Source organism: Bradyrhizobium algeriense, assembly GCF_036924595.1.
Classification (GTDB): domain Bacteria; phylum Pseudomonadota; class Alphaproteobacteria; order Rhizobiales; family Xanthobacteraceae; genus Bradyrhizobium; species Bradyrhizobium algeriense.
Genome location: NZ_JAZHRV010000001.1, coordinates 7,056,547 through 7,077,286, shown reverse-complemented (window position 1 = coordinate 7,077,286; position 20,740 = coordinate 7,056,547). Strand labels below are relative to the sequence as shown.

18 protein-coding genes are annotated in these 20,740 nt (G+C 62.9%); 7 read left to right on the top strand and 11 right to left on the bottom strand.

The genetic code is table 11. The features are described from left to right. Nucleotides 1-60 precede the first annotated feature (60 nt). Nucleotides 61-831, bottom strand: a complete 771-nt coding sequence (locus tag V1286_RS34010) for a ParA family protein (protein WP_334487437.1) — start codon at nucleotides 829-831, stop codon at nucleotides 61-63. Nucleotides 832-1,394: 563 nt separating this feature from the next. Continuing rightward, nucleotides 1,395-2,768: a serine protease gene (locus V1286_RS34005; protein ID WP_334487434.1), complete on the bottom strand. Its 1,374-nt coding sequence runs from the start codon at nucleotides 2,766-2,768 to the stop codon at nucleotides 1,395-1,397. Between the two features lie 127 nt (nucleotides 2,769-2,895). Here V1286_RS34005 and V1286_RS34000 point away from each other — a divergent pair, with 127 nt between their 5' ends. Then, nucleotides 2,896-3,699 carry a HesA/MoeB/ThiF family protein gene (locus tag V1286_RS34000; protein WP_334487432.1) on the top strand — a complete coding sequence of 268 codons (804 nt, stop codon included), beginning with the start codon at nucleotides 2,896-2,898 and terminating at the stop codon, nucleotides 3,697-3,699. A 120-nt stretch (nucleotides 3,700-3,819) separates the two neighbouring features. Here the strand turns inward: V1286_RS34000 and V1286_RS33995 are convergent, their stop codons facing one another. Beyond that, nucleotides 3,820-4,815, bottom strand: coding sequence for an aldo/keto reductase (locus V1286_RS33995; protein WP_334487430.1), 996 nt, complete (start codon nucleotides 4,813-4,815; stop codon nucleotides 3,820-3,822). Nucleotides 4,816-4,935: 120 nt separating this feature from the next. Between V1286_RS33995 and V1286_RS33990 the strand changes: the two genes are divergently transcribed. Further along, on the top strand, nucleotides 4,936-5,850 hold the full coding sequence (locus V1286_RS33990) for a LysR family transcriptional regulator (protein WP_334487428.1): 915 nt from the start codon (nucleotides 4,936-4,938) through the stop codon (nucleotides 5,848-5,850). A 108-nt stretch (nucleotides 5,851-5,958) separates the two neighbouring features. Here the strand turns inward: V1286_RS33990 and V1286_RS33985 are convergent, their stop codons facing one another. After that, nucleotides 5,959-6,960, bottom strand: a complete 1,002-nt coding sequence (locus V1286_RS33985; protein WP_334487426.1) for a 2-hydroxyacid dehydrogenase — start codon at nucleotides 6,958-6,960, stop codon at nucleotides 5,959-5,961. 353 nt (nucleotides 6,961-7,313) lie between these two features. Between V1286_RS33985 and V1286_RS33980 the strand changes: the two genes are divergently transcribed. Continuing rightward, nucleotides 7,314-7,841, top strand: coding sequence for an SH3 domain-containing protein (locus V1286_RS33980; RefSeq protein WP_334487424.1), 528 nt, complete (start codon nucleotides 7,314-7,316; stop codon nucleotides 7,839-7,841). Between the two features lie 124 nt (nucleotides 7,842-7,965). Here V1286_RS33980 and irrA read toward each other — a convergent pair whose 3' ends face one another. Beyond that, complete coding sequence (gene irrA / locus V1286_RS33975) at nucleotides 7,966-8,457, bottom strand: iron response transcriptional regulator IrrA (RefSeq protein ID WP_057844747.1); 492 nt, start codon at nucleotides 8,455-8,457, stop codon at nucleotides 7,966-7,968. A 336-nt stretch (nucleotides 8,458-8,793) separates the two neighbouring features. Here irrA and fabA point away from each other — a divergent pair, with 336 nt between their 5' ends. The 3 genes from fabA (at nucleotide 8,794) to fabV (ending at nucleotide 11,856) form a co-directional block, all read left to right on the top strand. Then, nucleotides 8,794-9,315 carry a 3-hydroxyacyl-[acyl-carrier-protein] dehydratase FabA gene (gene fabA, locus V1286_RS33970; protein ID WP_108512671.1) on the top strand — a complete coding sequence of 174 codons (522 nt, stop codon included), beginning with the start codon at nucleotides 8,794-8,796 and terminating at the stop codon, nucleotides 9,313-9,315. Between the two features lie 63 nt (nucleotides 9,316-9,378). Continuing rightward, a complete protein-coding gene (gene fabB, locus V1286_RS33965) occupies nucleotides 9,379-10,602 on the top strand; it encodes a beta-ketoacyl-ACP synthase I (protein WP_334487420.1) in 1,224 nt (407 codons plus the stop codon). Nucleotides 10,603-10,686: 84 nt separating this feature from the next. Next, nucleotides 10,687-11,856 (top strand): enoyl-ACP reductase FabV, encoded by a 1,170-nt coding sequence (gene fabV / locus V1286_RS33960; RefSeq protein WP_334487418.1) that lies wholly within the window; start codon nucleotides 10,687-10,689, stop codon nucleotides 11,854-11,856. A gap of 163 nt (nucleotides 11,857-12,019) precedes the next feature. Here the strand turns inward: fabV and V1286_RS33955 are convergent, their stop codons facing one another. The 4 genes from V1286_RS33955 to V1286_RS33940 all read right to left on the bottom strand — a co-directional run bounded on the left by V1286_RS33955 (nucleotide 12,020) and on the right by V1286_RS33940 (nucleotide 14,843). Then, nucleotides 12,020-12,616 (bottom strand): glutathione S-transferase family protein, encoded by a 597-nt coding sequence (locus V1286_RS33955; RefSeq protein WP_334487416.1) that lies wholly within the window; start codon nucleotides 12,614-12,616, stop codon nucleotides 12,020-12,022. A gap of 15 nt (nucleotides 12,617-12,631) precedes the next feature. After that, on the bottom strand, nucleotides 12,632-13,354 hold the full coding sequence (locus tag V1286_RS33950) for a hypothetical protein (protein ID WP_334487414.1): 723 nt from the start codon (nucleotides 13,352-13,354) through the stop codon (nucleotides 12,632-12,634). 64 nt (nucleotides 13,355-13,418) lie between these two features. Then, on the bottom strand, nucleotides 13,419-13,874 hold the full coding sequence (locus V1286_RS33945) for a GNAT family N-acetyltransferase (RefSeq protein ID WP_334487412.1): 456 nt from the start codon (nucleotides 13,872-13,874) through the stop codon (nucleotides 13,419-13,421). A gap of 42 nt (nucleotides 13,875-13,916) precedes the next feature. Continuing rightward, entirely contained in the window at nucleotides 13,917-14,843 is a 927-nt protein-coding gene (locus tag V1286_RS33940; protein ID WP_334487410.1) for a LysR substrate-binding domain-containing protein, read from the bottom strand. A gap of 102 nt (nucleotides 14,844-14,945) precedes the next feature. Here V1286_RS33940 and katG point away from each other — a divergent pair, with 102 nt between their 5' ends. Continuing rightward, entirely contained in the window at nucleotides 14,946-17,096 is a 2,151-nt protein-coding gene (katG, locus tag V1286_RS33935; protein WP_334487407.1) for a catalase/peroxidase HPI, read from the top strand. Nucleotides 17,097-17,184: 88 nt separating this feature from the next. Here the strand turns inward: katG and V1286_RS33930 are convergent, their stop codons facing one another. Then, entirely contained in the window at nucleotides 17,185-17,934 is a 750-nt protein-coding gene (locus V1286_RS33930) for a superoxide dismutase (protein WP_334487405.1), read from the bottom strand. Between the two features lie 340 nt (nucleotides 17,935-18,274). Beyond that, a complete protein-coding gene (gene pnp / locus V1286_RS33925; protein ID WP_334487403.1) occupies nucleotides 18,275-20,428 on the bottom strand; it encodes a polyribonucleotide nucleotidyltransferase in 2,154 nt (717 codons plus the stop codon). Nucleotides 20,429-20,740 lie beyond the last annotated feature (312 nt).

The window sequence follows — 20,740 nt, the reverse complement described above, 5'->3', positions numbered from 1 at the left end:
GGCTGGTGGTCTGGATTGCTTCCGCGTTCGCCTCGCATTTACCTTGCGCGAAGCGTGATGTCAGACGCGAGCGGGGGTCCTCAGGAAGCGTGCGCTGCCGGCGTCGAAAGACGGGAGCGCAGCCCATTTAGGAATAATTGCGGGTATTTCCACGAACTCCTCGATGATCGGTTCGTCAGTAGCCGCAACCGCATTGCCCAGCCGCGATTCGGTCCACTGCCAGAGGCCGCGCATTTCCTCCGCGGACTTGCCGCCCGGTGCAAGCTCGCAGACGGCGAGGCCGGCGCTCAGCGCGTCCTGATGATCGTTGCGCATCACGATAAGAGGTCTGGCAACGATATCGGCGATGTCGAGCGCTGCCTCGTTGCTCAACGCATTTTCCGCACCGGCGAGGCGTGCCGCAGCCCGGATCGGGGTCTGATTGAGGACGTAGGCAAACGGCTTGTGCCAGGCCCTGATGACGCGGAGCGTCGCGGCGGTCGCCTCGATGTCGGCGATGCTCGGCCGCGTCGGAATCAGGCAGAGGTCGGAATAACGAATGGCCGAATTGGTCGCGGCGCTTTCGCCACCGGCGGTATCCACGATCGCTACCGTTACGCCCTCGCGGTCGAGCGATTGCAGGCGCTGTTCGACCTCCCGGGCGGCGTAGATCGGCTCGATGATCGGCGCGGCATAGGGACGGCGGCGCTTCCAGTTCGAAACGGTGCCCTGAGGGTCCGTCTCGATCAGGCGGACATTATGCCCGGCCCGGATGGCGGCAAGTGCAAGGCCGATGGCAAGCGTGCTTTTCCCCGAGCCGCCCTTCTGGGTGGCCAATACGATCGTGTGCATTTCAGGTCCTCTGGATGGCTTTCAGGCATTTGGGTTACGGCACAAGAGCTGCGCCGCATTCTGCGACGCCGAGTTACGCGCTCGCTCAGACCTGCCCAGCCCGATCCAAAGGTCAGGGGATCGCGGTAGTCCGAATCAGTCAGGCTGCAATGATGCCCGATTATGGAATTGTGGTCATCCGGGCAAATACTGCCGGGCGGTGCATGTGCGCCCGATGAAAACCACAACAAGAAACGGGAAAACAACATGACGGGTCATTGGCGGGATCGCGCAGCCACCGGCTTTCAATGTCAGAAGCGGCCGGCGACCGGGAGCCGCGGCATGGTGGTCAGCAATCATCCGCTGGCATCCAATGCAGGCGCGGAAATGCTGGCGGCCGGCGGCAATATAGTCCGAGACGATGCGCGGCGAGGTCGAAGCCTTCCTCAGCAACATCAAGGCGGCTTGATTCTCTCGTGCCCGGACGCAGCGCAGCACCATAAGCGCGTTTACGCGCGTCTGCGATGCGCTATGCCGGTGCATCGCTGAAGAAGCGCTGCACGCGTCCGGGACACGAGCGCGGGCTACTTCCTCACGCAGATCACGCGGACCACCGACGCCTTCGCATCGCCCGATCCGCCGGCCACATTCACGCCATTGGCCTTGAGGAAATCGCGCACCGTGTCGGCGGTCACCAGCACCGCCTGCGCCGCGGGTGCGCCGTTGGTGGGCCCCGCTACCTGAACCGGCTTCAGCAGCGCGATGCCGGCAAACCTGCCGTCGCCATCCTGCGCGGGCGCGCCGGAAAAGCCGAGCGTCGGCGCGGGTGCCAGCGCGATATCGCTGCCGCCGCCGAGCAGGGCCACCGAAGCCTTGACGCTGGTTACCGCGGCGCCGCCGCCCTGGTTCTGCGGATCGGCAATACCTGTGAGGTCGAGCGCCGTCTTGGTGGCGGCGTTGGCGAGATTGAGCGCCTTGAGCCCGCGCGCGCCATAGATGCGCAGCAGCGCGAGATCGTGCTCCTTGTCGTCGGCGACGCGATCGGCATTGCCAAAGCCCGCAATCGCGACCGTGAGGCAGCCATCGGTGATCTGGCGGTCGGCAATGATCGCGCCGTCGTCACCGACAACGACGCCGGTGCCGTATTCCACCGTCTTGCGCGGTGGAGGCCCGGCCATTTGAGCAGCCGCCGGAAACGCATTGAACGCGCTCGACATCGCGATCACGACCGGCTCCACGGTATTCTCAGTCGCCTGATCGTAGAAGATGGTGAGGATGCGGACCTCGTCGCCCTTGAAGGTGCCGCGAAGATAGAATTTCTTCAGGCCCTGCAGGCCCGACAGCACGAAAAAGTCCGGCTTGACCACGGTGTAGTCGATGCTGCGCCCCGGCTCCTTCTTCTCGCGCTCGGCGAGCTTTGCGGTAACGGGGCCGGCTTCCTTGCGCCGCGCCAGTTGAATCTGGATCGTGCCGGTCGGCGACGTCCATTTGGTGCCGTTGGCGTCGCTTGCTTGCTGCGGCACCAGTTTGGTGGGGATGCCGAGCCGCACGCCGGTACCGGGATCGGTCTGGATCTTCCAGCCGACGCTCTCCTGCTTTTTCTTGGCGGTGTCGGCAAGAATGCCGCGCTCCTGCGGATTGAGCACGCCGGTTTGTTTACCGCCGCGGGATTTCTGGAATTCCTTGATCGCATTGACCATGCGCTCGCTGACGTCGCCCGTGATGGCGCCGTTATATTGCCCGACCCAGGCAAGGTCCGACTGCAGCGCCAGCCGCTCGGCCTGGCCCATCGCGGTGGCCGTGTCCTCCGGCTTCTGCAGCGCGGGACGGATCGGTATCGTGGTGACCGGTTTCGCCTTGGCGCCGGCCGTCGCGGGTGGCGTCATCTGCGCCCACGCGTCCGAGGCCGCAAAACCTAAGGCCGCGATCATCAATGTTGCCGAAAGCACCGATCTCATGACAAATCCAGGAGAATGCCGGAGGGGAATAGGGAAGCGCGTCATTGACGTCCCGCCAATTAAGCACATCTGCTTAGTCGGCACCAACCGCGTCCCGGTTCAGGAGATTGATTGAGGTAGTGCGACCATGCTGACAGCCGACGAACTCGAACGTTACGCCCGCCATATCGTGCTGCGCGAAGTCGGTGGCCCGGGGCAGGCCGCGCTGAAAGAGGCGTCCGTGCTGGTGATCGGCGCCGGCGGGCTTGGCGCGCCGGTCCTGATGTATCTGGCGGCCGCCGGGGTTGGCACGCTCGGTGCTGTTGATGACGATATCGTCTCGCTGTCCAATCTGCAGCGCCAGATTATCCACACCACGCCCGACATCGGACGGCGCAAGGTCGACAGCGCCGCCGAAGTGATTCACGCGCTCAATCCGCATGTTCATTTCGAGGCGCATGCGGTGCGTCTCGATGCAAAGAACGTGATGTCGCTGATCGGCGGCTACGATCTCGTGCTCGACGGCTCCGACAATTTCGAAACGCGCTATCTGGTGTCCGATGCCTGCTTCTTTGCCGGCAAGCCGCTGATCACGGCGGCGCTGGGGATGTTCGACGGATCGCTGACCACCATCCGCGCCCATGAGCGCAACGAGCAGGGCGAGTTCAACCCGACCTATCGCTGCCTGTTTCCCGAACCGCCGCCGCCCGGCACCGTGCCGGCCTGCGCGGAGGCCGGCGTCATGGGCGCGCTGGCGGGCATGCTGGGATCGATGATGGCGCTGGAGGCGATCCGCGAAATCGTCGGCTTCGGCGAAAGCCTGGTCGGACGGCTGGTGATGGTGGACGCGCGCGCGATGCGGTTCGAGACGCTGCGCTACGCGCGCGATCCGGCCAACCCGCTCAACGGCGATACGCCTGTCATCACCGATCTGAGCGGGCACGCGGCCTAGAGCGGGATGACTTTTCTTCGAATCGTCATCCCACTCTATCTCTTTGATTTACGCATGATCTTTTCGGAAAACCGGTACCCACTTTTCCGGATCATGCTCTAGCGTTCACCGGCCTTCATCTCACCGCTTCTCGCTATCCATATGCGCGAGCTGCGCCTCGGGATATCGCGCTCCAGCGGCGGCGCCCGGCGGGAAGGCCTTGGCGAGCGCGGCAAGATGCGCGTCCGTCAATTTCACATCGAGTGCTCCGAGCGCCTCGGAAAGGCGGTCGCGGCGACGTGCGCCGACCAGCGGTACGATGTCGTTGCCCTGCGCTGCGACCCAGGCGATGGCGACCTGCGCCGGTGACGCACCAACCTCCGCTGCAATGGAGCGCAGGGAATCCACCAGCGCGAGATTGGCGTCGAGATTGGAGCCCTGGAAACGCGGGCTCATCTGACGAAAATCCTGCACAGCAGAGCGTTCCTTCGACCAGTGTCCGCTGATCAGTCCGCGCGCCAATACACCGTAGGCGGTGATGCTGATTCCGAGCTCGCGGCAGGTCTTGAGAATGTCACTCTCGATCCCGCGCGCGACGAGCGAGTATTCGATCTGCAGGTCGACGATCGGATGCACCGCGTGCGCCCTGCGAATGGTGTCGGAGCCAACCTCGGAAAGCCCGATATGCTTGATCCAGCCGGCCTTCACCATGTCGGCCATCGCGCCAACGCTCTCTTCGATCGGCACATCGGGATCGAGCCGTGCGGGCCGATAGATGTCGATGGTGTCGACGCCGAGCCGTTGCAGCGAATAAGCGACAAAATTCCTGATCGCGGCCGGGCGGCTGTCATAGCCAAGAAAGCCCTTGTTGGGGTCGCGCAGCGCACCGAACTTGACGCTGATCTGGAGATTGTCGCGATTGCGCCCAGCGAGCGCTTCGCGGATCAGCATCTCATTGTGGCCCATGCCGTAGAAATCACCGGTGTCGAGCAGCGTGATCCCGGCATCGAGCGCGGCGTGGAGGGTGGCAATGCTCTCGCTGCGGTCAGCCGGGCCGTAGAAGTCCGACATGCCCATGCAGCCGAGGCCGATGGCCGAGACGGATGGACCTGTCGTGCCGAGTTTGCGCTTTTCCATGATGGTTCTCCTCGTAATCGGCGGCGTGCATTCGCGCCGTGGTGACGAGGCCGATATGAGGGATTTGGCTCGCGCGGATAAGCTGGACAATCATAAATAGCTTGTTCATTATATCGAACAATGAAGAATTTCGACCTCCGCGACCTCGATGCCTTCGTCGCCGTGGCGCGCACCCGGAATTTCCGCCGCGCCGCGGTCGAGCAGGGCGTCTCCGTATCGAGCCTCAGCCAACGGCTGCGCGACATGGAGGAGCGGCTCGGCGTCCGCCTGATGAACCGCACCACGCGCAGCGTCGCGCTTACCGAAGCCGGTGAATTGCTGCTGGCCCGTGTCGGCCCCGCGATGTCGGATGTCGGCGCGGCGCTTGATCAGGTGCGCGGCCTGCGGGCCGTGCCGTCGGGGCGGCTGCGCATCAATGCGCCGCCGCCGGCGATCGATCTGGTGCTGGCGCCGATGGTCGCGCCGTTTCTTGCAGCCCATCCCAAAATCGATCTCGAGATCGTCGGCGAGAGCTCGTTCGTCGATATCGTGGCCGGAGGTTTTGACGCCGGCGTGCGCTATGGCGAACATCTGGCGCAGGACATGATCGCGGTCTCGCTCGGGGCGCCGCAGCGCTATGCGGTGGTGGCCTCGCGCGAATACGTCGCGCAGCATGGAAGCCCGAAACATCCGAAGGATTTGCTGGAACATTCCTGCATCCGCACCCGCTTCGGCAGCGGCGCGATGCTGGACTGGGAATTCGAGAAAGCGGGACGTGTCGTGAAGGTTTCGCCGCCGGCCAAGCTGATCGCGACCTATCTCGGCCTGGCGCTGCGCGCCGTGCATGATGGCACAGGCTTCTGGCTGACGTTCGAGGGCTACGTTCGCTATGGCATCAAGTCGGGCGCGCTGGTCAGCGTGCTCGACGATTGGTGCGCCCCATTCCCGGGCCCATTCCTGTATTACCCTAGCCGCCGCCAACCGCCGCCGGCGCTCGCCGCATTCGTCGCCTTTGTCGCGGAATGGCGAAAGCGGGAACGGCGCAAGAACAAATGATGCCGTAGCCCGGTTCCTGTAGATCCTATGGGGTGGTTGGGTGGTCGCAAACTCAGCTTACCCCTGACCACCTGCCACCCCATAGGATCTACGACACTCAATATGGCATCACAGCATGCTGGGCAGCACGCGGTCCGGCGGCTTGTGGTTGTCGAGGAAGGTCCGGATGTTGATGATCACCTTCTCGCCCATCTCGACGCGGCCTTCGATGGTGGCCGAGCCCATATGCGGCAGCAGCGTCACCTTGCCGGCCTTGGCGAGCCGGACCAGCTTCGGATTAACCGCGGGTTCGTGCTCGTACACGTCGAGTGCCGCACCGCCAATGTCCCCGGCTTCGATTAGCTTGATCAGCGTGTCCTCGTCGATCACCTCGCCGCGCGCGGTGTTGACGATATAGGCCTCTTTCCGGATCAGCTTTAAGCGCCGCGCCGAGAGCAGATGATAGGTCGCCGGCGTATGCGGACAGTTCACCGAGATGATGTCCATCCGCGCCAGCATCTGGTCGAGGCTTTCCCAATAGGTCGCGCCGAGCTCCTCGGCGATAACAGGCGCCACGGGACGGCGGTTGTGATAGTGGATCTGCAGGCCGAAGGCGCGCGCCCGGCGGGCCACAGCCTGGCCGATGCGGCCCATGCCGACGATGCCGAGCCGCTTGCCGCCGATCCGATGGCCAAGCATCCAGGTCGGCGACCATCCCTCCCAGTTCTTGCCCTCGGTCAGAATGGTGGAGCCCTCGATCAATCGCCGCGGCACCGCCAGGATCAGCGCCATGGTCATGTCGGCGGTGTCTTCGGTCAGCACTTTCGGCGTGTTGGTCACCGTGATGCCGCGCGCATGCGCCGCAGTGACGTCGATATTATCGACGCCGTTGCCGAAATTGGCGATCATGCGCAACTTGCAGTCGGGGTCCTTGAGGATCGCCTCGCTGATCATGTCGGTGACGGTCGGCACCAGCACGTCGGCGGTGCGGGCCGCGTCCGCGATCTGTTCCGGCGTCATCGGCGTGTCGTCGAGATTCAACCTGGCGTCGAACAGCTCGCGCATCCGGGTCTCGATCGAGTCCGGCAGCTTGCGGGTGACGACGACGAGAGGTTTTTTCTTGACCGACATGCTCTGCTCTCATGAGGGACGGCTTTGAGCCCGCCGTTCAGACCTCATTAACCCGGTTGTTCGACACTGCGATGGCCACGCGGTCCCGGTATCCGGCTGTTTCCGTAAGGTAAGTCCCTTGGGTTCCCCAATACTTGCCTTGGATTTTCGGCAGAAAATCCGGGCGTTCTGGTTCTTGGCGTTCCGTCCTCTCTATCAGAAGGCCGGGCCAAGACAAGAACCCCTCGGACGTTAGCAAGCGCAAGTCGGGGTGCGGCCAAAGCGGGGCACAGGGGCTGGGGTTTTTCGGGCGTTAGCGGGCGGTTTCAACTCGAAGAACTCGAGTTGCGGGTAGCTCGACAGGAGACGGGTTAATGGCGTTGGGGCGTTTCTGTTCGGTGGCGGTGCTGGCGGGGGGCTGGCTTTTGGCATCGGTCAGCACAGGGTTTTCGGCCAAGGATTCGGCCATCACCACGAGCGGCCTGCCGGTGCCGCGGTATGTCAGCCTCAAATCCGACCACGTGAATGTCCGGGCCGGTCCGACCAAGGATAACGATGTCGCCTGGGTCTATACCCGCTCGGGCCTGCCGGTCGAAATCACCGCCGAGTTCGAGAATTGGCGCCGCGTGCGCGATTCGGAAGGCTCCGAGGGCTGGGTCTATCATTCGCTGCTGTCCGGCCGCCGCACTGCGGTCGTCACCATGAAGACCAAGGACGAGCTGGCGTCGCTCTATGATCGTCCCGATCCGACCAGCGCGATTGCGGCCCGCCTGCAGGTTGGCGTCGTCGCCCAGGTCAAGAAATGCGCCAACGGCTGGTGCCGCGTGATCGGCAACGGCTTTGACGGCTGGATCGAGCAGCAGCGCCTGTGGGGCGTGTATGCGGATGAGAAGGTGGAGTGAGCTAACTGCGAGCGCTGAACCGTAGGGTCGGCAAAGCGAAGCGTGCCCACCATCGCGAGCGCAGCAAAACGGTGGGCACGGCGCAAACGCGCCTTTGCCCACCCTACAAATCTTCCGTGGAGAATCAGCGCTTCTTGCGCAGGCGCACGACCATGTCGACGCGCGCGATTTCGTAGCCTTCCGGCACGTCCGGCATCTTCGAGAGCACGAGGTGCGGATCGGGAATGTCGACCAGCTCGTGGTTGTTCTCGAGATAGAAGTGGTGGTGCGCGGTGACGTTGGTGTCGAAATAGGTCTTGGTGCCGTCGACCGAGACCTGGCGCAACAGACCCGCATCGGTGAGCTGATTGAGCGTGTTGTAGACGGTCGCCAGCGACACCGGAACCTTCGCCAGCGTCGCTTCCTCGTACAGCATTTCCGCGGTCAGATGGCGGGCTCCCTTGCCGAAAAGCAGCCAGCCCAGCGCCATGCGCTGGCGGGTCGGCCTTAGACCGGCGGCCTGCAGCATTTCGTTGACGTCGTGCCAGGGACAACCGGTCAACGCCGGCTGATGTCCGGCGGCCCGGGCGGCCGGATCGATACCGTCGTCGTTCAGGGGGGAAGCTTGGTCGTTCATGTCCACTTCGGGCACCACGCGCGCTAACTTGGGCAATAATCTTGCCCAATATAAAAGGAAATCAGGTAGATGCAAGTTTTTCGCAACTAGAACCCGCCCAAGGTTAAAGAGGAACCAGCGTGTAAACGCGGTTTTTTCGCGCGTTCCAGTGCTTTGCCGGGGCCCGGTGCCTATGTTACAGAGCGCGCGGACCACATATGCGATTTCGGCAGAGGCTAATGCCGATAGCACCCTAAGTAGCGCCAATTTTGCGGGAAACAAGCGTTCCCGTAGGGAAACGGGTCCGGTTCGCTCAAAAGCGCTCTATCGGGACATCTTTAAGAGAGGCTGGACACCATGCTGGAACGGCGCAGCGGTTATGAGTACGAGGACTTGCTGGCCTGCGGCCGCGGCGAGATGTTCGGCCCGGGCAATGCGCAGCTGCCGCTGCCGCCGATGCTGATGTTCGACCGCATCAGCGAAATTACCGAAAAAGGCGGGGAATTCGGCAAGGGTCTGATCCGCGCCGAACTCGATGTGAAGCCGGACCTGTGGTTTTTCGGCTGCCATTTCAAGAACGATCCGGTCATGCCGGGCTGCCTCGGCCTGGACGCGATGTGGCAGATGGTCGGCTTCTATCTGGGCTGGATCGGCGGCGAGGGACGGGGCCGGGCGCTGGGGCTGGGGGAATTGAAGTTCTCCGGCCAGGTGCTGCCGAATGCTCGCAAGGTTGTGTACAACATCGACATGAAACGCGTGATGCGTTCAAAGCTGGTGCTCGGCGTTGCCGACGGCTGGCTTTCCATGGACGGCGAGATTATCTATCGCGCCAAGGATCTGAAGGTCGGGCTGTTCAAGCAGGGCACAGCGCTTGCCTGAGCGGCGCGATCACGCAATCAACATATCTTCACGGACAAACGGAAACGGCAGGGCGAGGCGATCATGAAGCGGGTTGTCATAACGGGGATGGGAATTGTCTCGTCCATCGGAAACAACACCCAGGAAGTGCTTGCGAGCCTTCACGAAGCGAAGTCCGGGATCAAGCGCGCGGAAAAATACGCCGAGATGGGCTTCCGTTCGCAGGTGCAGGGCGCGCCGACGCTCAATCCGGCCGACGTCGTCGACCGGCGCGCGATGCGCTTCCTCGGCGAGGGCGCGGCGTGGAATCACATCGCGATGGAGCAGGCAATCCAGGACGCTGGCCTCTCGCCGGAGGAAGTTTCCGACGTCCGCACCGGCATCATCATGGGCTCGGGCGGGCCGTCCGCGCGCACCATCGTGGAAGCCGCCGATATCACGCGAAGCAAGGGGCCGAAGCGGGTCGGACCGTTTGCGGTGCCGAAGGCAATGTCGTCGACGGCGTCGGCCACGCTCGCGACCTGGTTCAAGATCAAGGGCGTGAACTATTCGATCTCGTCGGCCTGCGCGACCTCGAACCATTGCATCGGCAACGCCTATGAGACGATCCAGATCGGCAAGCAGGACGTGATCTTCGCCGGCGGCTGCGAGGAGCTCGACTGGTCGCTGTCGGTCTTGTTCGACGCCATGGGCGCGATGTCCTCGAAATACAACGACACCCCCGCCACCGCCTCGCGCCCCTACGACATCAGCCGCGACGGCTTCGTCATTGCCGGCGGCGCCGGCGTGGTGGTGCTGGAAGAACTCGAGCATGCCAAGGCGCGCGGCGCGCGCATCTACGCTGAAGTGGTCGGCTATGGCGCGACATCAGACGGTTACGACATGGTCGCGCCGTCGGGCGAGGGCGCCGAGCGCTGCATGCGCATGGCGCTCGAAACCGTGAAAACCCCGATCGATTACATCAACCCGCATGCCACCTCGACGCCGGCCGGCGATCCCCCGGAAATCGAGGCAATTCGAAAAGTGTTCGGCACCGGCGACAAATGCCCGCCGATCTCGGCGACCAAGGCGCTGACCGGGCACTCGCTCGGCGCCACCGGCGTGCAGGAAGCGATCTATTCGCTCTTGATGATGAACAACGGCTTCGTCTGCGAGAGCGCCAACATCACCGAGCTCGATCCGGTGTTTGCCGACATGCCGATCGTGCGCAAGCGCATCGACAACGCCAAGCTCGGCACCGTGCTGTCGAACTCCTTCGGCTTCGGCGGCACCAACGCCACGCTGGTCTTCAAGCGGATGGATGCGTGATTTCGCATCTGCCCCTTCTCGCTCGCGGCGAGAGATCGGCAGGCGGCGGATGGTGACTTTGCAACAATCCAGAACGGGGTGGGCATGATTATCGAACCGCGCGTGCGAGGCTTCATCTGCACGACGGCACATCCCGTCGGCTGCGCCAAAAATGTCCGCGAACAAATCGCTTATGTTCTCCGCCAGGGGTCCATTCCGGAATGCCCCAAGCGTGTTGCCGTGCTGGGATGTTCAACGGGGTACGGCCTCGCGAGCCGCATTGTTACGACCTTCGCCGGAGGAGCAGAGACCATCGGCGTGTCACTGGAGCGCGAGCCTTCAGCAAGCAGAACGGGCAGCGCCGGCTGGTACAACAATCGCGCATTTGAGATCGAGGCTCAGAAGATCGGCAGATATCCTCTCACGCTTGAGGGCGACGCCTTCTCCGACGAATTGAAGAAGGCCTTCATTGAGCGTGTGCGCGAAAAGTTCGGGCAGCTCGACATGCTGGTCTACAGCATGGCCGCGCCGGTCCGGACAGATCCGGACACCGGCAAGACCTGGCGCTCGGCGATCAAGCCGCTCGGCAATCCCGTCGACATCAAGACCCTCAACACTGAAACCGGCGAGGTCTTCGAGACGACCATCGCGCCGGCGAGTGAGGATGAAGCGGCCGCCACGGTCGCGGTAATGGGGGGCGATGACTGGAAGCGCTGGATCGACCAGCTCGCGGACGCCGGTGTCCTGGCGCCCGGCTTCCGGACGCTCAACTATACCTATATCGGCAGCGAACTGACCTGGCCGATCTACTGGCAAGGTACGCTGGGTCGCGCCAAGGTCGATCTCGACCGCAAGGCCGAAGCGATCCGGGGCCGGCTCGGGCCGGACGCGGCCCGCGTGGTGGCGTTGAAGGCCGTGGTCACCCAGGCGAGTTCGGCCATTCCGGTGGTGCCGCTCTATGGGACGGTGCTGTTCAAGGTCATGAAGCAACTCGGGCGCCACGAAGGATGCATCGAACAGATCGATCGCCTGTTCCGGACGCGCCTTGGCACGGGTGTCGAAGTTGACGAGGCGCAGCGCATTCGAGTCGACGACTGGGAGCTTTCGCCTGAAGTTCAGGCAGAGGTATTGCGGCGATGGCCGCTGCTCTCCACGGAAACGCTCGGCGAACTGGCGGACCTTCCGGAGTACAGGAGCCAATTCCTTCGCCTGTTCGGATTTGGCATCGACGGCGTCGACTACGCACAGGACGTGGATCCCCGCGTCGTCGCGTGAACCGTTCGGGAAGCGGCTCTACTTTGCATGGGGTTGTTTTCGCGATTTTTATCTCGGCCCGCAGATCGCGTAGGGTAGGCAAAGGCGCAGCCGTGCCCACCATCTATCTTCAGATTGCGTCTGGCGTGGTGGGCACGCTGCGCTTTGCCCACCCTACGGTCGTTCACCCCGCCGCGATCTTCTCGGCGCGCTGGAACGCCGGGCGCGCCGCGCAGCGGTCGATATAGGCGTCGAATGACGGCCGCGGCGGCACCATCTTGAACATCCGCACCGCAAAATTCAGTCCGGAGCCGAGCATGATATCGGCGGCGGAGAATTTCTCGCCGAGAATCCATGGGCCTTTGTGCAAGGCGGCGTCGAGCACGTCGAAGGTCTGGTCAGCGCTGCCCCATGCCGCTGTGCTCGACGGCACCTCAAGCTTGGTGAAGAGCTGGATCAGCGCCGGCTCGATGCAACTCGGCGAGAAGAACAGCCACTGCAGATATTTTGCCCGCAGCGGATCGGTGACGGCTGGCGCCAATCCGGTTTCGGGATAGCGATCGGCAATATAAGCGCAGATCGCGGCGGCTTCCCCAAGCGCGGCGTCGCCGTCCTTCAGCCCCGGCACCTTGCCCATCGGGTTGATCGCGAGATACTCCGGCGCCTTCTGCGCGCCAGTTGTAATGTCGGTCAACACGCGCTCATAAGGCAGCCCGGTTTCCTCCAGCAGCCAGATCGCGGAGATCGAGCGCGAGCGCGGCGACCAATAGAGTTTCATCATTGGGAATTTCCTTTGCTACTGTCTGAGCATCGCCAGCAACGTGTTGTCGAGACTTTGTGTCAACAAGGCGCGCACGCCGTCGCGCAGCTTTGGGTTGCGCGCCACGTCCGCCGGCTTGTCCGGGAATGCGGAAAGATCAATTTCTAGGGCAGGTCCGTTAGCCACCCCTATCCTCCGCTTGACGAAATTGTCCTTGAGCGATGCGGGGGCTTGCCTGATCAGTTCGAAGGTGCGTCCGTCATACACCAGGATCTTCATCATCGCGTAAAGGATCGCTTTGTCGAAAAGGACATACCTGGAAATACCAATGCCAAATTCCCGGGAATTTCCGCCATGGCGGTGCACGACGACATAACGTTCGCAACTGACTCTGCCGGCGATGCGCTGGGCAAATTCCTTCAGCGTTTCGCGGAAAAATGAGGGCCGTTGACCTTCGCCAACAAGTTCCGCCGCAGTATAGGGAACCCGGCGGACGGAGCGTCCGGGCGCCGCTGCGCGAACCCGCGAGACAACCAACTCGTCGAGGTCCCACCCTTCTGTCGCTACCCGATCTACGCCCCATCCCTGAACAAGAAAAAGATTACCGGCAATCGGGACAACACCAATGTGACACGGTCCGCTCCCCGCCGCGGCCACGTCGTTCCTCTTTGCGGGCTTCTGAGCCCATCCCGCGGCGGAAACGCATGACAGAACGATGACGGCGGAGATTAAACGGAGCAGCATGATGGTGGAACGCAAGGTTGAGACACAGGAAGTCAAAGCTAAAGCGTGTGCGCTCCGTCCGCAAGCAACGCAATGGTCATCATGCCGATTTCTTCCATCGATAATATTTCATGACACGGCCCATCATCGGCTCAACCTGCTCCTTCTCGAACACAAAGCCTTCACGCTCGTACCAGCGCCAGGCCTTTTCATTTTCGCGCACGCAGCGCAGCCAGATTTCATCCGGCAGATGTTGGCGCGTAAAGGCGAGCAATTGGCGCCCCAGGCTGTTGCCCTGATACTCCGGCGCCACGAACAACTGGTCGAGGTAGCAGTCGGGCACATGCAACGCGAGCATCGCCGCCAATTTCCCGTTATCGTCGGCGACGTAAAGGCTCCAGCCCTTCTCGACCTCCATCGGGACACGCGCGCGCAATTTTTCCAGCAGGGCATCGCTGGCGTCTTCCAGTCCGGTCGAAACCCAACTGTCCATCCAGACACGGGCGACCTGGTCATACTCGTCGGATCGGGCGGGGCGGATGATGATTTTTGGCAAGTCAGTATCTCCCGAGGCACTTGCCTCGTCACGCCCGTGATTTCATTTCCGCGATGGCGGCTTTGCCTTGCGCTGTTCGCGCAGCGCGTCGGCGGCGAGACAAACCACTTCGGAGATCTGTTGGAGCTGTGCGGCGAGCGGACTCGTCTTGCGCCACACCATGCCGATGGTTCGCGACGGCTGCGGATTGCTGAAGCGCGCGACGGAGACCGCCGCCGAGCGTGTTTCCACCGTGACCGCCATTTCCGGGATCAGGGTGACGCCGATGCCGGCGCCGACCATTTGAACGAGCGTCGACAGCGAGCTCGCGTCCAGCACTTCGCGTGGCGGCGACTGCATGTTGCAGAACGACAGCGCCTGATCGCGGAAGCAATGTCCCTCTTCGAGCAGCAAAAGGCGCATCTCGCGCAGCGTCTCGTGGCTCGGCACCGGCGTTCCCTCGTCCTCACCCGGCCGCACCAGCAGGAAGTTTTCAGAAAAACACACGACTTCGGTCAGCGAAGGCTCGGATACCGGTAGCGCCACGATCGCCGTATCCAGCCGCCCTTCGACCACCTCCTTGATCAGCCTCGGCGTCAGCGTCTCGCGAACGTGAATGTCGAGTTCCGGATGCATCCGCGCGAGGTTCTCGATCACCTTCGGCAGCAGATAGGGTGCAATCGTCGGGATCATGCCGATGCGCAGCCGGCCCGCGAGCCGGTCCCGCGATGCGCGTGCAAAATCGCCGAGTTCATCGACCGATCGCAGGATCTCGCGGACGCGCTGGACGATCTCCTCGCCGAATTTCGTCAGCGTGACCTGCCGTGCGCTTCGCTCCAGCAGCACGCCGCCGAGGGTTTCCTCCATTTCCTTGATCTGCATCGACAGCGCCGGCTGCGAGATGGAACACGCCTCCGCCGCGCGTCCGAAATGGCCGTGACGTGCCAGCGCGTCGAAGTAGCGAAGCTGTCTGAGCGTCATCTGGATCATCAGAACATCTTATCGGTTCGATCATTAAAATCAACTTTACCTGATGGGATGCGGTGCTTAGATTGCCTCCAATCTGAACAGGGACCACCCCAGGAGACGACCATGGATGACAAAACCAAATGCCCGTTCACGGGCTCGCGCGGACCTAAGAACCGCGACTGGTGGCCGGACGCGCTGGACGTTTCGATTCTCCACCGCAATTCCACTCTGTCCGATCCAATGGGCGAGGCGTTCGACTACGCCAAGGAATTCAAGACCCTCGACCTCAACGCCGTGATCAAGGACCTGCACGCCTTGATGACGGAATCGCAGGAATGGTGGCCGGCCGATTTCGGTCATTATGGTGGCCTGATGATCCGCATGGCGTGGCACAGCGCGGGCACCTACCGCATCACGGATGGCCGCGGTGGTGCGGGTGCGGGTCAGCAGCGCTTTGCGCCGCTCAATAGCTGGCCTGACAACGCCAACCTCGACAAGGCGCGCCGGCTATTGTGGCCGATCAAGCAGAAATACGGCCGGAAACTCTCGTGGGCCGACCTGATGATTCTCGCCGGCAACGTCGCCCTCGAATCGATGGGCTTCAAGACCTTCGGCTTCGCCGGCGGCCGCGCCGACGTCTGGGAGCCCGAAGAGCTGTTCTGGGGGCCTGAAGGCACGTGGCTCGGCGACGAGCGCTACAGCGGCGAACGTCAGCTCGCGGAGCCGCTCGGCGCCGTGCAGATGGGCCTGATCTACGTCAACCCGGAAGGGCCGAACGGCAATCCGGACCCGCTCGCGGCAGCCAAGGACATCCGCGAAACGTTCTTCCGCATGGCGATGAACGACGAGGAGACCGTCGCCCTGATTGCCGGCGGCCACTCCTTCGGCAAGACCCACGGCGCCGGCGACCCGTCGCTGGTAGGACCCGACCCGGAAAGCGGTGCGCTGGAGGACCAGGGCCTCGGCTGGAAGAGCAAGTATGGCACGGGAGTCGGAGCCGACGCGATCACCGGCGGCCCGGAAGTCACCTGGGTGCAGACGCCGACCAAGTGGAGCAATCTATTCTTCAAGAACCTGTTCGAAAACGAATGGGAGCTGACCCAGAGCCCGGCCGGCGCCAAGCAGTGGAAGGCGAAAGGCGCGGAAGCCACGATCCCGGACGCCTACGACAAGTCGAAGAAGCATGTGCCGACCATGCTGACGACCGACCTGTCGCTGCGCTTCGATCCGGCCTACGAGAAGATCTCGCGGCGCTTCTACGAGCATCCGGACCAGTTCGCCGACGCGTTCGCACGCGCCTGGTTCAAGCTCACGCACCGCGACATGGGCCCGATCGCGCGCTACCTCGGCCCGCTGGTGCCGAAGGAAACGCTGATCTGGCAGGACCCGATCCCGGCGGTGGATCATCCGCTGATCGGCGAGGCTGATATCGCCGCGCTGAAGGCGAAGATTCTCGGCTCCGGCCTGTCAGTGTCGCAGCTTGTCTCGACCGCATGGGCGTCGGCGTCGACGTTCCGCGGCTCCGACAAGCGTGGCGGCGCGAATGGTGCGCGCATTCGTCTTAGCCCGCAGAAGGACTGGGAGGTCAACCAGCCGGCCGAGCTCAAGACGGTGCTCTCGACGCTCGAAGCGATCCAGAAGGAGTTCGGCAAGAAGGTTTCGCTTGCCGACCTGATCGTTCTCGGCGGCTGTGCGGCGGTCGAGAAAGCTGCCAAGGACGCCGGCGTCGACGTGAAGGTGCCCTTCACGCCGGGGCGCATGGACGCGTCGCAGGATCAAACCGACGTCGAGTCCTTCGCTCCGCTCGAGCCGCGTGCCGACGGCTTCCGCAACTTTGTCAGCGACAAGAAGCATCAGTTCATGGCGCCTGAAGAGGCGCTGGTGGACCGGGCGCAATTGCTGCGGCTGACGGGGCCCGAGATGACGGTTCTCGTCGGCGGCCTGCGCGTCCTCGGCGCGAACGCCGGCGGATCCAAGCACGGCGTGTTTACCAAGCAGCCGGGCACGCTGACGAACGACTTCTTCGTCAACCTGCTCGACATGGGCACGCAATGGCAGCCCGCCGGCTCCGACGGCGCGTATGAGGGCCGCGACCGCAAGACGAATGCGGTCAAGTGGACCGGCACCCGCGTCGACCTCATCTTCGGTTCGCAGGCGCAGCTCCGCGCCTTCGCGGAAGTCTATGCGTGCACGGACTCGAAGGAGAAGTTCGCCAGGGATTTTGTGGCGGCATGGACCAAGGTGATGAACCTCGATCGATTCGACATCGCCTGATCGCATCGCGGGCGATCATCGATCGCGATGAAAGTAAAAAAGGGCGGCCGCGAGGTCGCCCTTTTCGTTTTTGCTTGTCAGATCGCGCTTACGCGCCGAGCGTGCCGGCCTTCGCCGCCGCATAGCGCTCGGCGATCTTGGCCCAGTTCACCGTATTCCACCACGCCTTGAGGTAATCGGCGCGGCGGTTCTGGTAGTTCAGATAGTAAGCGTGCTCCCAGACGTCGTTGCCCATCAAAGCGCGCTTGCCGTCCATCATCGGGTTGTCCTGGTTCGGGCGGGTCTCGATCGCGAGCTTGCCGTCCTTGGCTACGGTGACGAACACCCAGCCCGAACCGAACTGGCGACCGCCGGCGGCGTTGAAGTCGTTCTGGAATTTTTCCATGCCGCCGAGATCCTTGTCGATCGCGGCCAGCACCTCGCCCTCCGGCTTTCCGCCGTTCGGGCCCATGATCTCCCAGAACATGGTGTGGTTGGCGTGGCCGCCGAGATTGTTGCGGACGGTGAATTTGATGCTGTCGTCCAGCGCATTCAGATTACCGAGCACGTCCTCTATCTTCGCCGTTCCCAACTGCGGATTGGCCTTGGCGACGTTATTGAGGTTGGCGACATAGGCCGCGTGGTGCTTACCGTGATGGATTTCCATCGTCTTGGCGTCGATATGGGGTTCGAACGCATTGGTCGGATAGGTCAGCGGCGGCAGCGTGAATGGGCCGGTTGCGGCGGCAGGCGCCGGGGCGGGCGCCGCGGCCTGCGCGAAGACGATGCGCGGGGTCGCGGCCATGGCAGCGACACCGGTTGCGGCAAACATCAGTTGGCGCCGGGATATGGATGACATCGATTTCTCCTTACCTGTGGGCAATTGGTTGGATACCTGTGAACGGGACGCCATACGCCGCTGCGCGCGGCAAGCTACGGGTGACTATCGGAATCGGGTTTCGTTTTCTGTCCTCACGCCCTGCGGCGGAACCGCACAGGTGCCTCAATACTCCCAATGTAACGCAGGCGGATAACAAAAAAGGGCGGCCTTTCGGCCGCCCCTTGTTCACATTTTAGAGCGTTTTCGAGCATGCCCTCGGACTTGATACGGGGGTGGGTACCGGTTCGCGTGAAGAAAACGCGTCAAAGAAAGACTGGAGCCCGGTTCTGATCCATCAGAACCGGGCTCCAGCGATGCCTTACTCGCCGGCGGCTTCGCGCTGCGGCGCTTCAGCCTTCTGCTTGGCCTCGAGGTCCTCGCCGGTGGCCTGATCGACCACCTTCATCGACAGCCGGGTCTTGCCGCGGTCGTCGAAGCCGAGCAGCTTGACCTTGACCTTGTCGCCTTCCTTGACGACGTCGGAGGTCTTCTGCACGCGCGCCGAAGCGAGCTGGCTGATGTGGACGAGGCCGTCCTTGGCGCCGAAGAAGTTCACGAACGCGCCGAACTCCATCACCTTGACCACGGTGCCTTCGTAGATCTGGCCGATCTCCGGATCGGAGGCGATCGACTTGATCCACTTGATCGCGGCCTTCATCGCCTCGCCGTCGTTGGAGGCGACCTTGACGGTGCCGTCGTCCTCGATGTTGACCTTGGCGCCGGTCTTCTCGACGATCTCGCGGATCACCTTGCCGCCGGTGCCGATCACTTCACGGATCTTGTCGGTGGCGATCTTGAAGGTTTCGATGCGCGGCGCGTATTCGCCGAGCTCGGCACGGGCATTGGTCAGCGCCTTGGACATTTCGCCGAGGATGTGGATACGCCCGTCCTTGGCCTGGCCGAGCGCGACCTTCATGATCTCCTCGGTGATGCCCTCGATCTTGATGTCCATCTGCAGCGAGGTGATGCCCTGGTCGGTGCCGGCCACCTTGAAGTCCATGTCGCCGAGATGATCCTCGTCACCGAGAATGTCGGACAGAACCGCAAAGCGCGAACCTTCCAGAATGAGACCCATCGCGATACCCGCGGTCGGCCGCTTCAAGGGAACGCCCGCATCCATCAGCGCCAGCGAGGCGCCGCACACCGAGGCCATCGACGACGAGCCGTTGGATTCGGTGATCTCGGAGACCACGCGCACCGTGTAGGGGAATTCGTGGTGCGGCGGCAGGACGGGATGGATCGCGCGCCAGGCGAGCTTGCCGTGGCCGATCTCGCGGCGCTTGGTGCCACCGAGGCGTCCGGTTTCACCGACCGAGTAGGGAGGGAAGTTGTAGTGCAGCAGGAACGTCTCTTTGTACGTTCCCGACAGCGCGTCGATGTACTGCTCGTCCTCGCCGGTGCCGAGCGTGGTTACGACCATCGCCTGGGTTTCACCACGGGTGAACAGCGCCGAACCGTGGGCGCGCGGCAAGACGCCGACTTCGGCGATGATGTTGCGCACCGTCTTGGCGTCGCGGCCGTCGATGCGCTTGCCGGTGTCGAGGATGTTCCAGCGAACGATCTTGGATTCGAGTTCCTTGAACACGGCGGCGATGCGCAGCTTGTCGTATTTCGGCTCCTGCCCTTCCGGGAAGTAGTGCGCCATCACCTTTTCCTTGGCCTTGCCGACCGCGGCGTACCGGTCCTGCTTGATCGGAATGGCGTAGGCTGCGCGCAGCTCCTGCTCGATCAGGCCGAGCATTTCCTTTTCAAGCGCGCTTTCGTCGACGACCTTGACTTCGCGCGGCTCCTTGGCGGCTTTCTCGGCCAGTTCGATGATCGCCTTGATCACCGGCTGGAAGTGACGGTGGCCGAACATCACGGCGCCGAGCATGATGTCTTCGTTGAGCTCTTTGGCTTCCGATTCCACCATCAGCACGGCATCCGCAGTGCCGGCGACAACCAGGTCGAGCTGGGTCTCGACCATTTCGTCGAGCGTCGGGTTGAGCACATACTCGTCGTTGATGAAGCCGACGCGGGCAGCCCCGATCGGGCCCTTGAAGGGAGCGCCTGATATCGTCAGCGCCGCCGAGGAGGCGACCAGCGCCAGGATATCGGGATCGTTTTCCATGTCGTGCGACAACGTCGTCACGATCACCTGGGTTTCATTGCGCCAGCCGTCGACGAACAAGGGCCGGATCGGGCGGTCGATCAGGCGGGAGACCAGCGTCTCCTTTTCGGTCGGACGTCCCTCGCGCTTGAAGTAGCCGCCGGGAATGCGGCCCGCGGCGTAGGTCTTTTCCTGATAGTCGACGGTCAGCGGCAGGAAGTCGACGCCTTCGCGCGGAGACTTCGCGGCGACAACGGTGGCGAGCACGACGGTCTCGCCATAGGTGGCGATCACGGCGCCGTCGGCCTGACGGGCGATCTTGCCGGTTTCCAGCTTGAGGGGACGTCCACCCCAGTCGATCTCGACGGAATGCTTATTGAACATAGTGGTTTCTTTCATCGGTTCACGAGAGAGCGGCGCCCAAAAACACAAAGACCATGCGCAAGATTGCGGGACGCTGATCGCAATACGAGATCAGCGTCCGGCGATCCTGCCATGGTCTTTGTCTTTCGGATGGCGTCCATCCTCTCGGCAGTCACGGGCACCTTGCCCTGTCCAGCGGCCGGATTGCTGCTGGACGTTGTCGAGCATGATCCTTATCGGACGATGCTCTTGCGCATGATCGTCTCCGAAAAATTCGGAGTCCGTTTGTTCGGAAGATCACGCGAAAACGCGCGCAGACAGCGCGCGTACTCT

Excerpts from the sequence above, each read along its gene's own strand:
- V1286_RS33955 (WP_334487416.1), bottom strand. The coding sequence starts at position 12,616 with ATGATGAAACTCTATTGGTCGCCGCGCTCGCGCTCGATCTCCGCGATC.
- V1286_RS34000 (WP_334487432.1), top strand. The coding sequence starts at position 2,896 with ATGCTGACAGCCGACGAACTCGAACGTTACGCCCGCCATATCGTGCTG.
- V1286_RS33995 (WP_334487430.1), bottom strand. The coding sequence starts at position 4,815 with ATGGAAAAGCGCAAACTCGGCACGACAGGTCCATCCGTCTCGGCCATC.
- V1286_RS33940 (WP_334487410.1), bottom strand. The coding sequence starts at position 14,843 with ATGATCCAGATGACGCTCAGACAGCTTCGCTACTTCGACGCGCTGGCA.
- V1286_RS34010 (WP_334487437.1), bottom strand. The coding sequence starts at position 831 with ATGCACACGATCGTATTGGCCACCCAGAAGGGCGGCTCGGGGAAAAGC.
- V1286_RS33985 (WP_334487426.1), bottom strand. The coding sequence starts at position 6,960 with ATGTCGGTCAAGAAAAAACCTCTCGTCGTCGTCACCCGCAAGCTGCCG.
- fabB (WP_334487420.1), top strand. The coding sequence starts at position 9,379 with ATGAAGCGGGTTGTCATAACGGGGATGGGAATTGTCTCGTCCATCGGA.
- V1286_RS34005 (WP_334487434.1), bottom strand. The coding sequence starts at position 2,768 with ATGAGATCGGTGCTTTCGGCAACATTGATGATCGCGGCCTTAGGTTTT.
- fabV (WP_334487418.1), top strand. The coding sequence starts at position 10,687 with ATGATTATCGAACCGCGCGTGCGAGGCTTCATCTGCACGACGGCACAT.
- V1286_RS33980 (WP_334487424.1), top strand. The coding sequence starts at position 7,314 with ATGGCGTTGGGGCGTTTCTGTTCGGTGGCGGTGCTGGCGGGGGGCTGG.
- irrA (WP_057844747.1), bottom strand. The coding sequence starts at position 8,457 with ATGAACGACCAAGCTTCCCCCCTGAACGACGACGGTATCGATCCGGCC.
- pnp (WP_334487403.1), bottom strand. The coding sequence starts at position 20,428 with ATGTTCAATAAGCATTCCGTCGAGATCGACTGGGGTGGACGTCCCCTC.
- V1286_RS33990 (WP_334487428.1), top strand. The coding sequence starts at position 4,936 with ATGAAGAATTTCGACCTCCGCGACCTCGATGCCTTCGTCGCCGTGGCG.
- katG (WP_334487407.1), top strand. The coding sequence starts at position 14,946 with ATGGATGACAAAACCAAATGCCCGTTCACGGGCTCGCGCGGACCTAAG.
- fabA (WP_108512671.1), top strand. The coding sequence starts at position 8,794 with ATGCTGGAACGGCGCAGCGGTTATGAGTACGAGGACTTGCTGGCCTGC.
- V1286_RS33930 (WP_334487405.1), bottom strand. The coding sequence starts at position 17,934 with ATGTCATCCATATCCCGGCGCCAACTGATGTTTGCCGCAACCGGTGTC.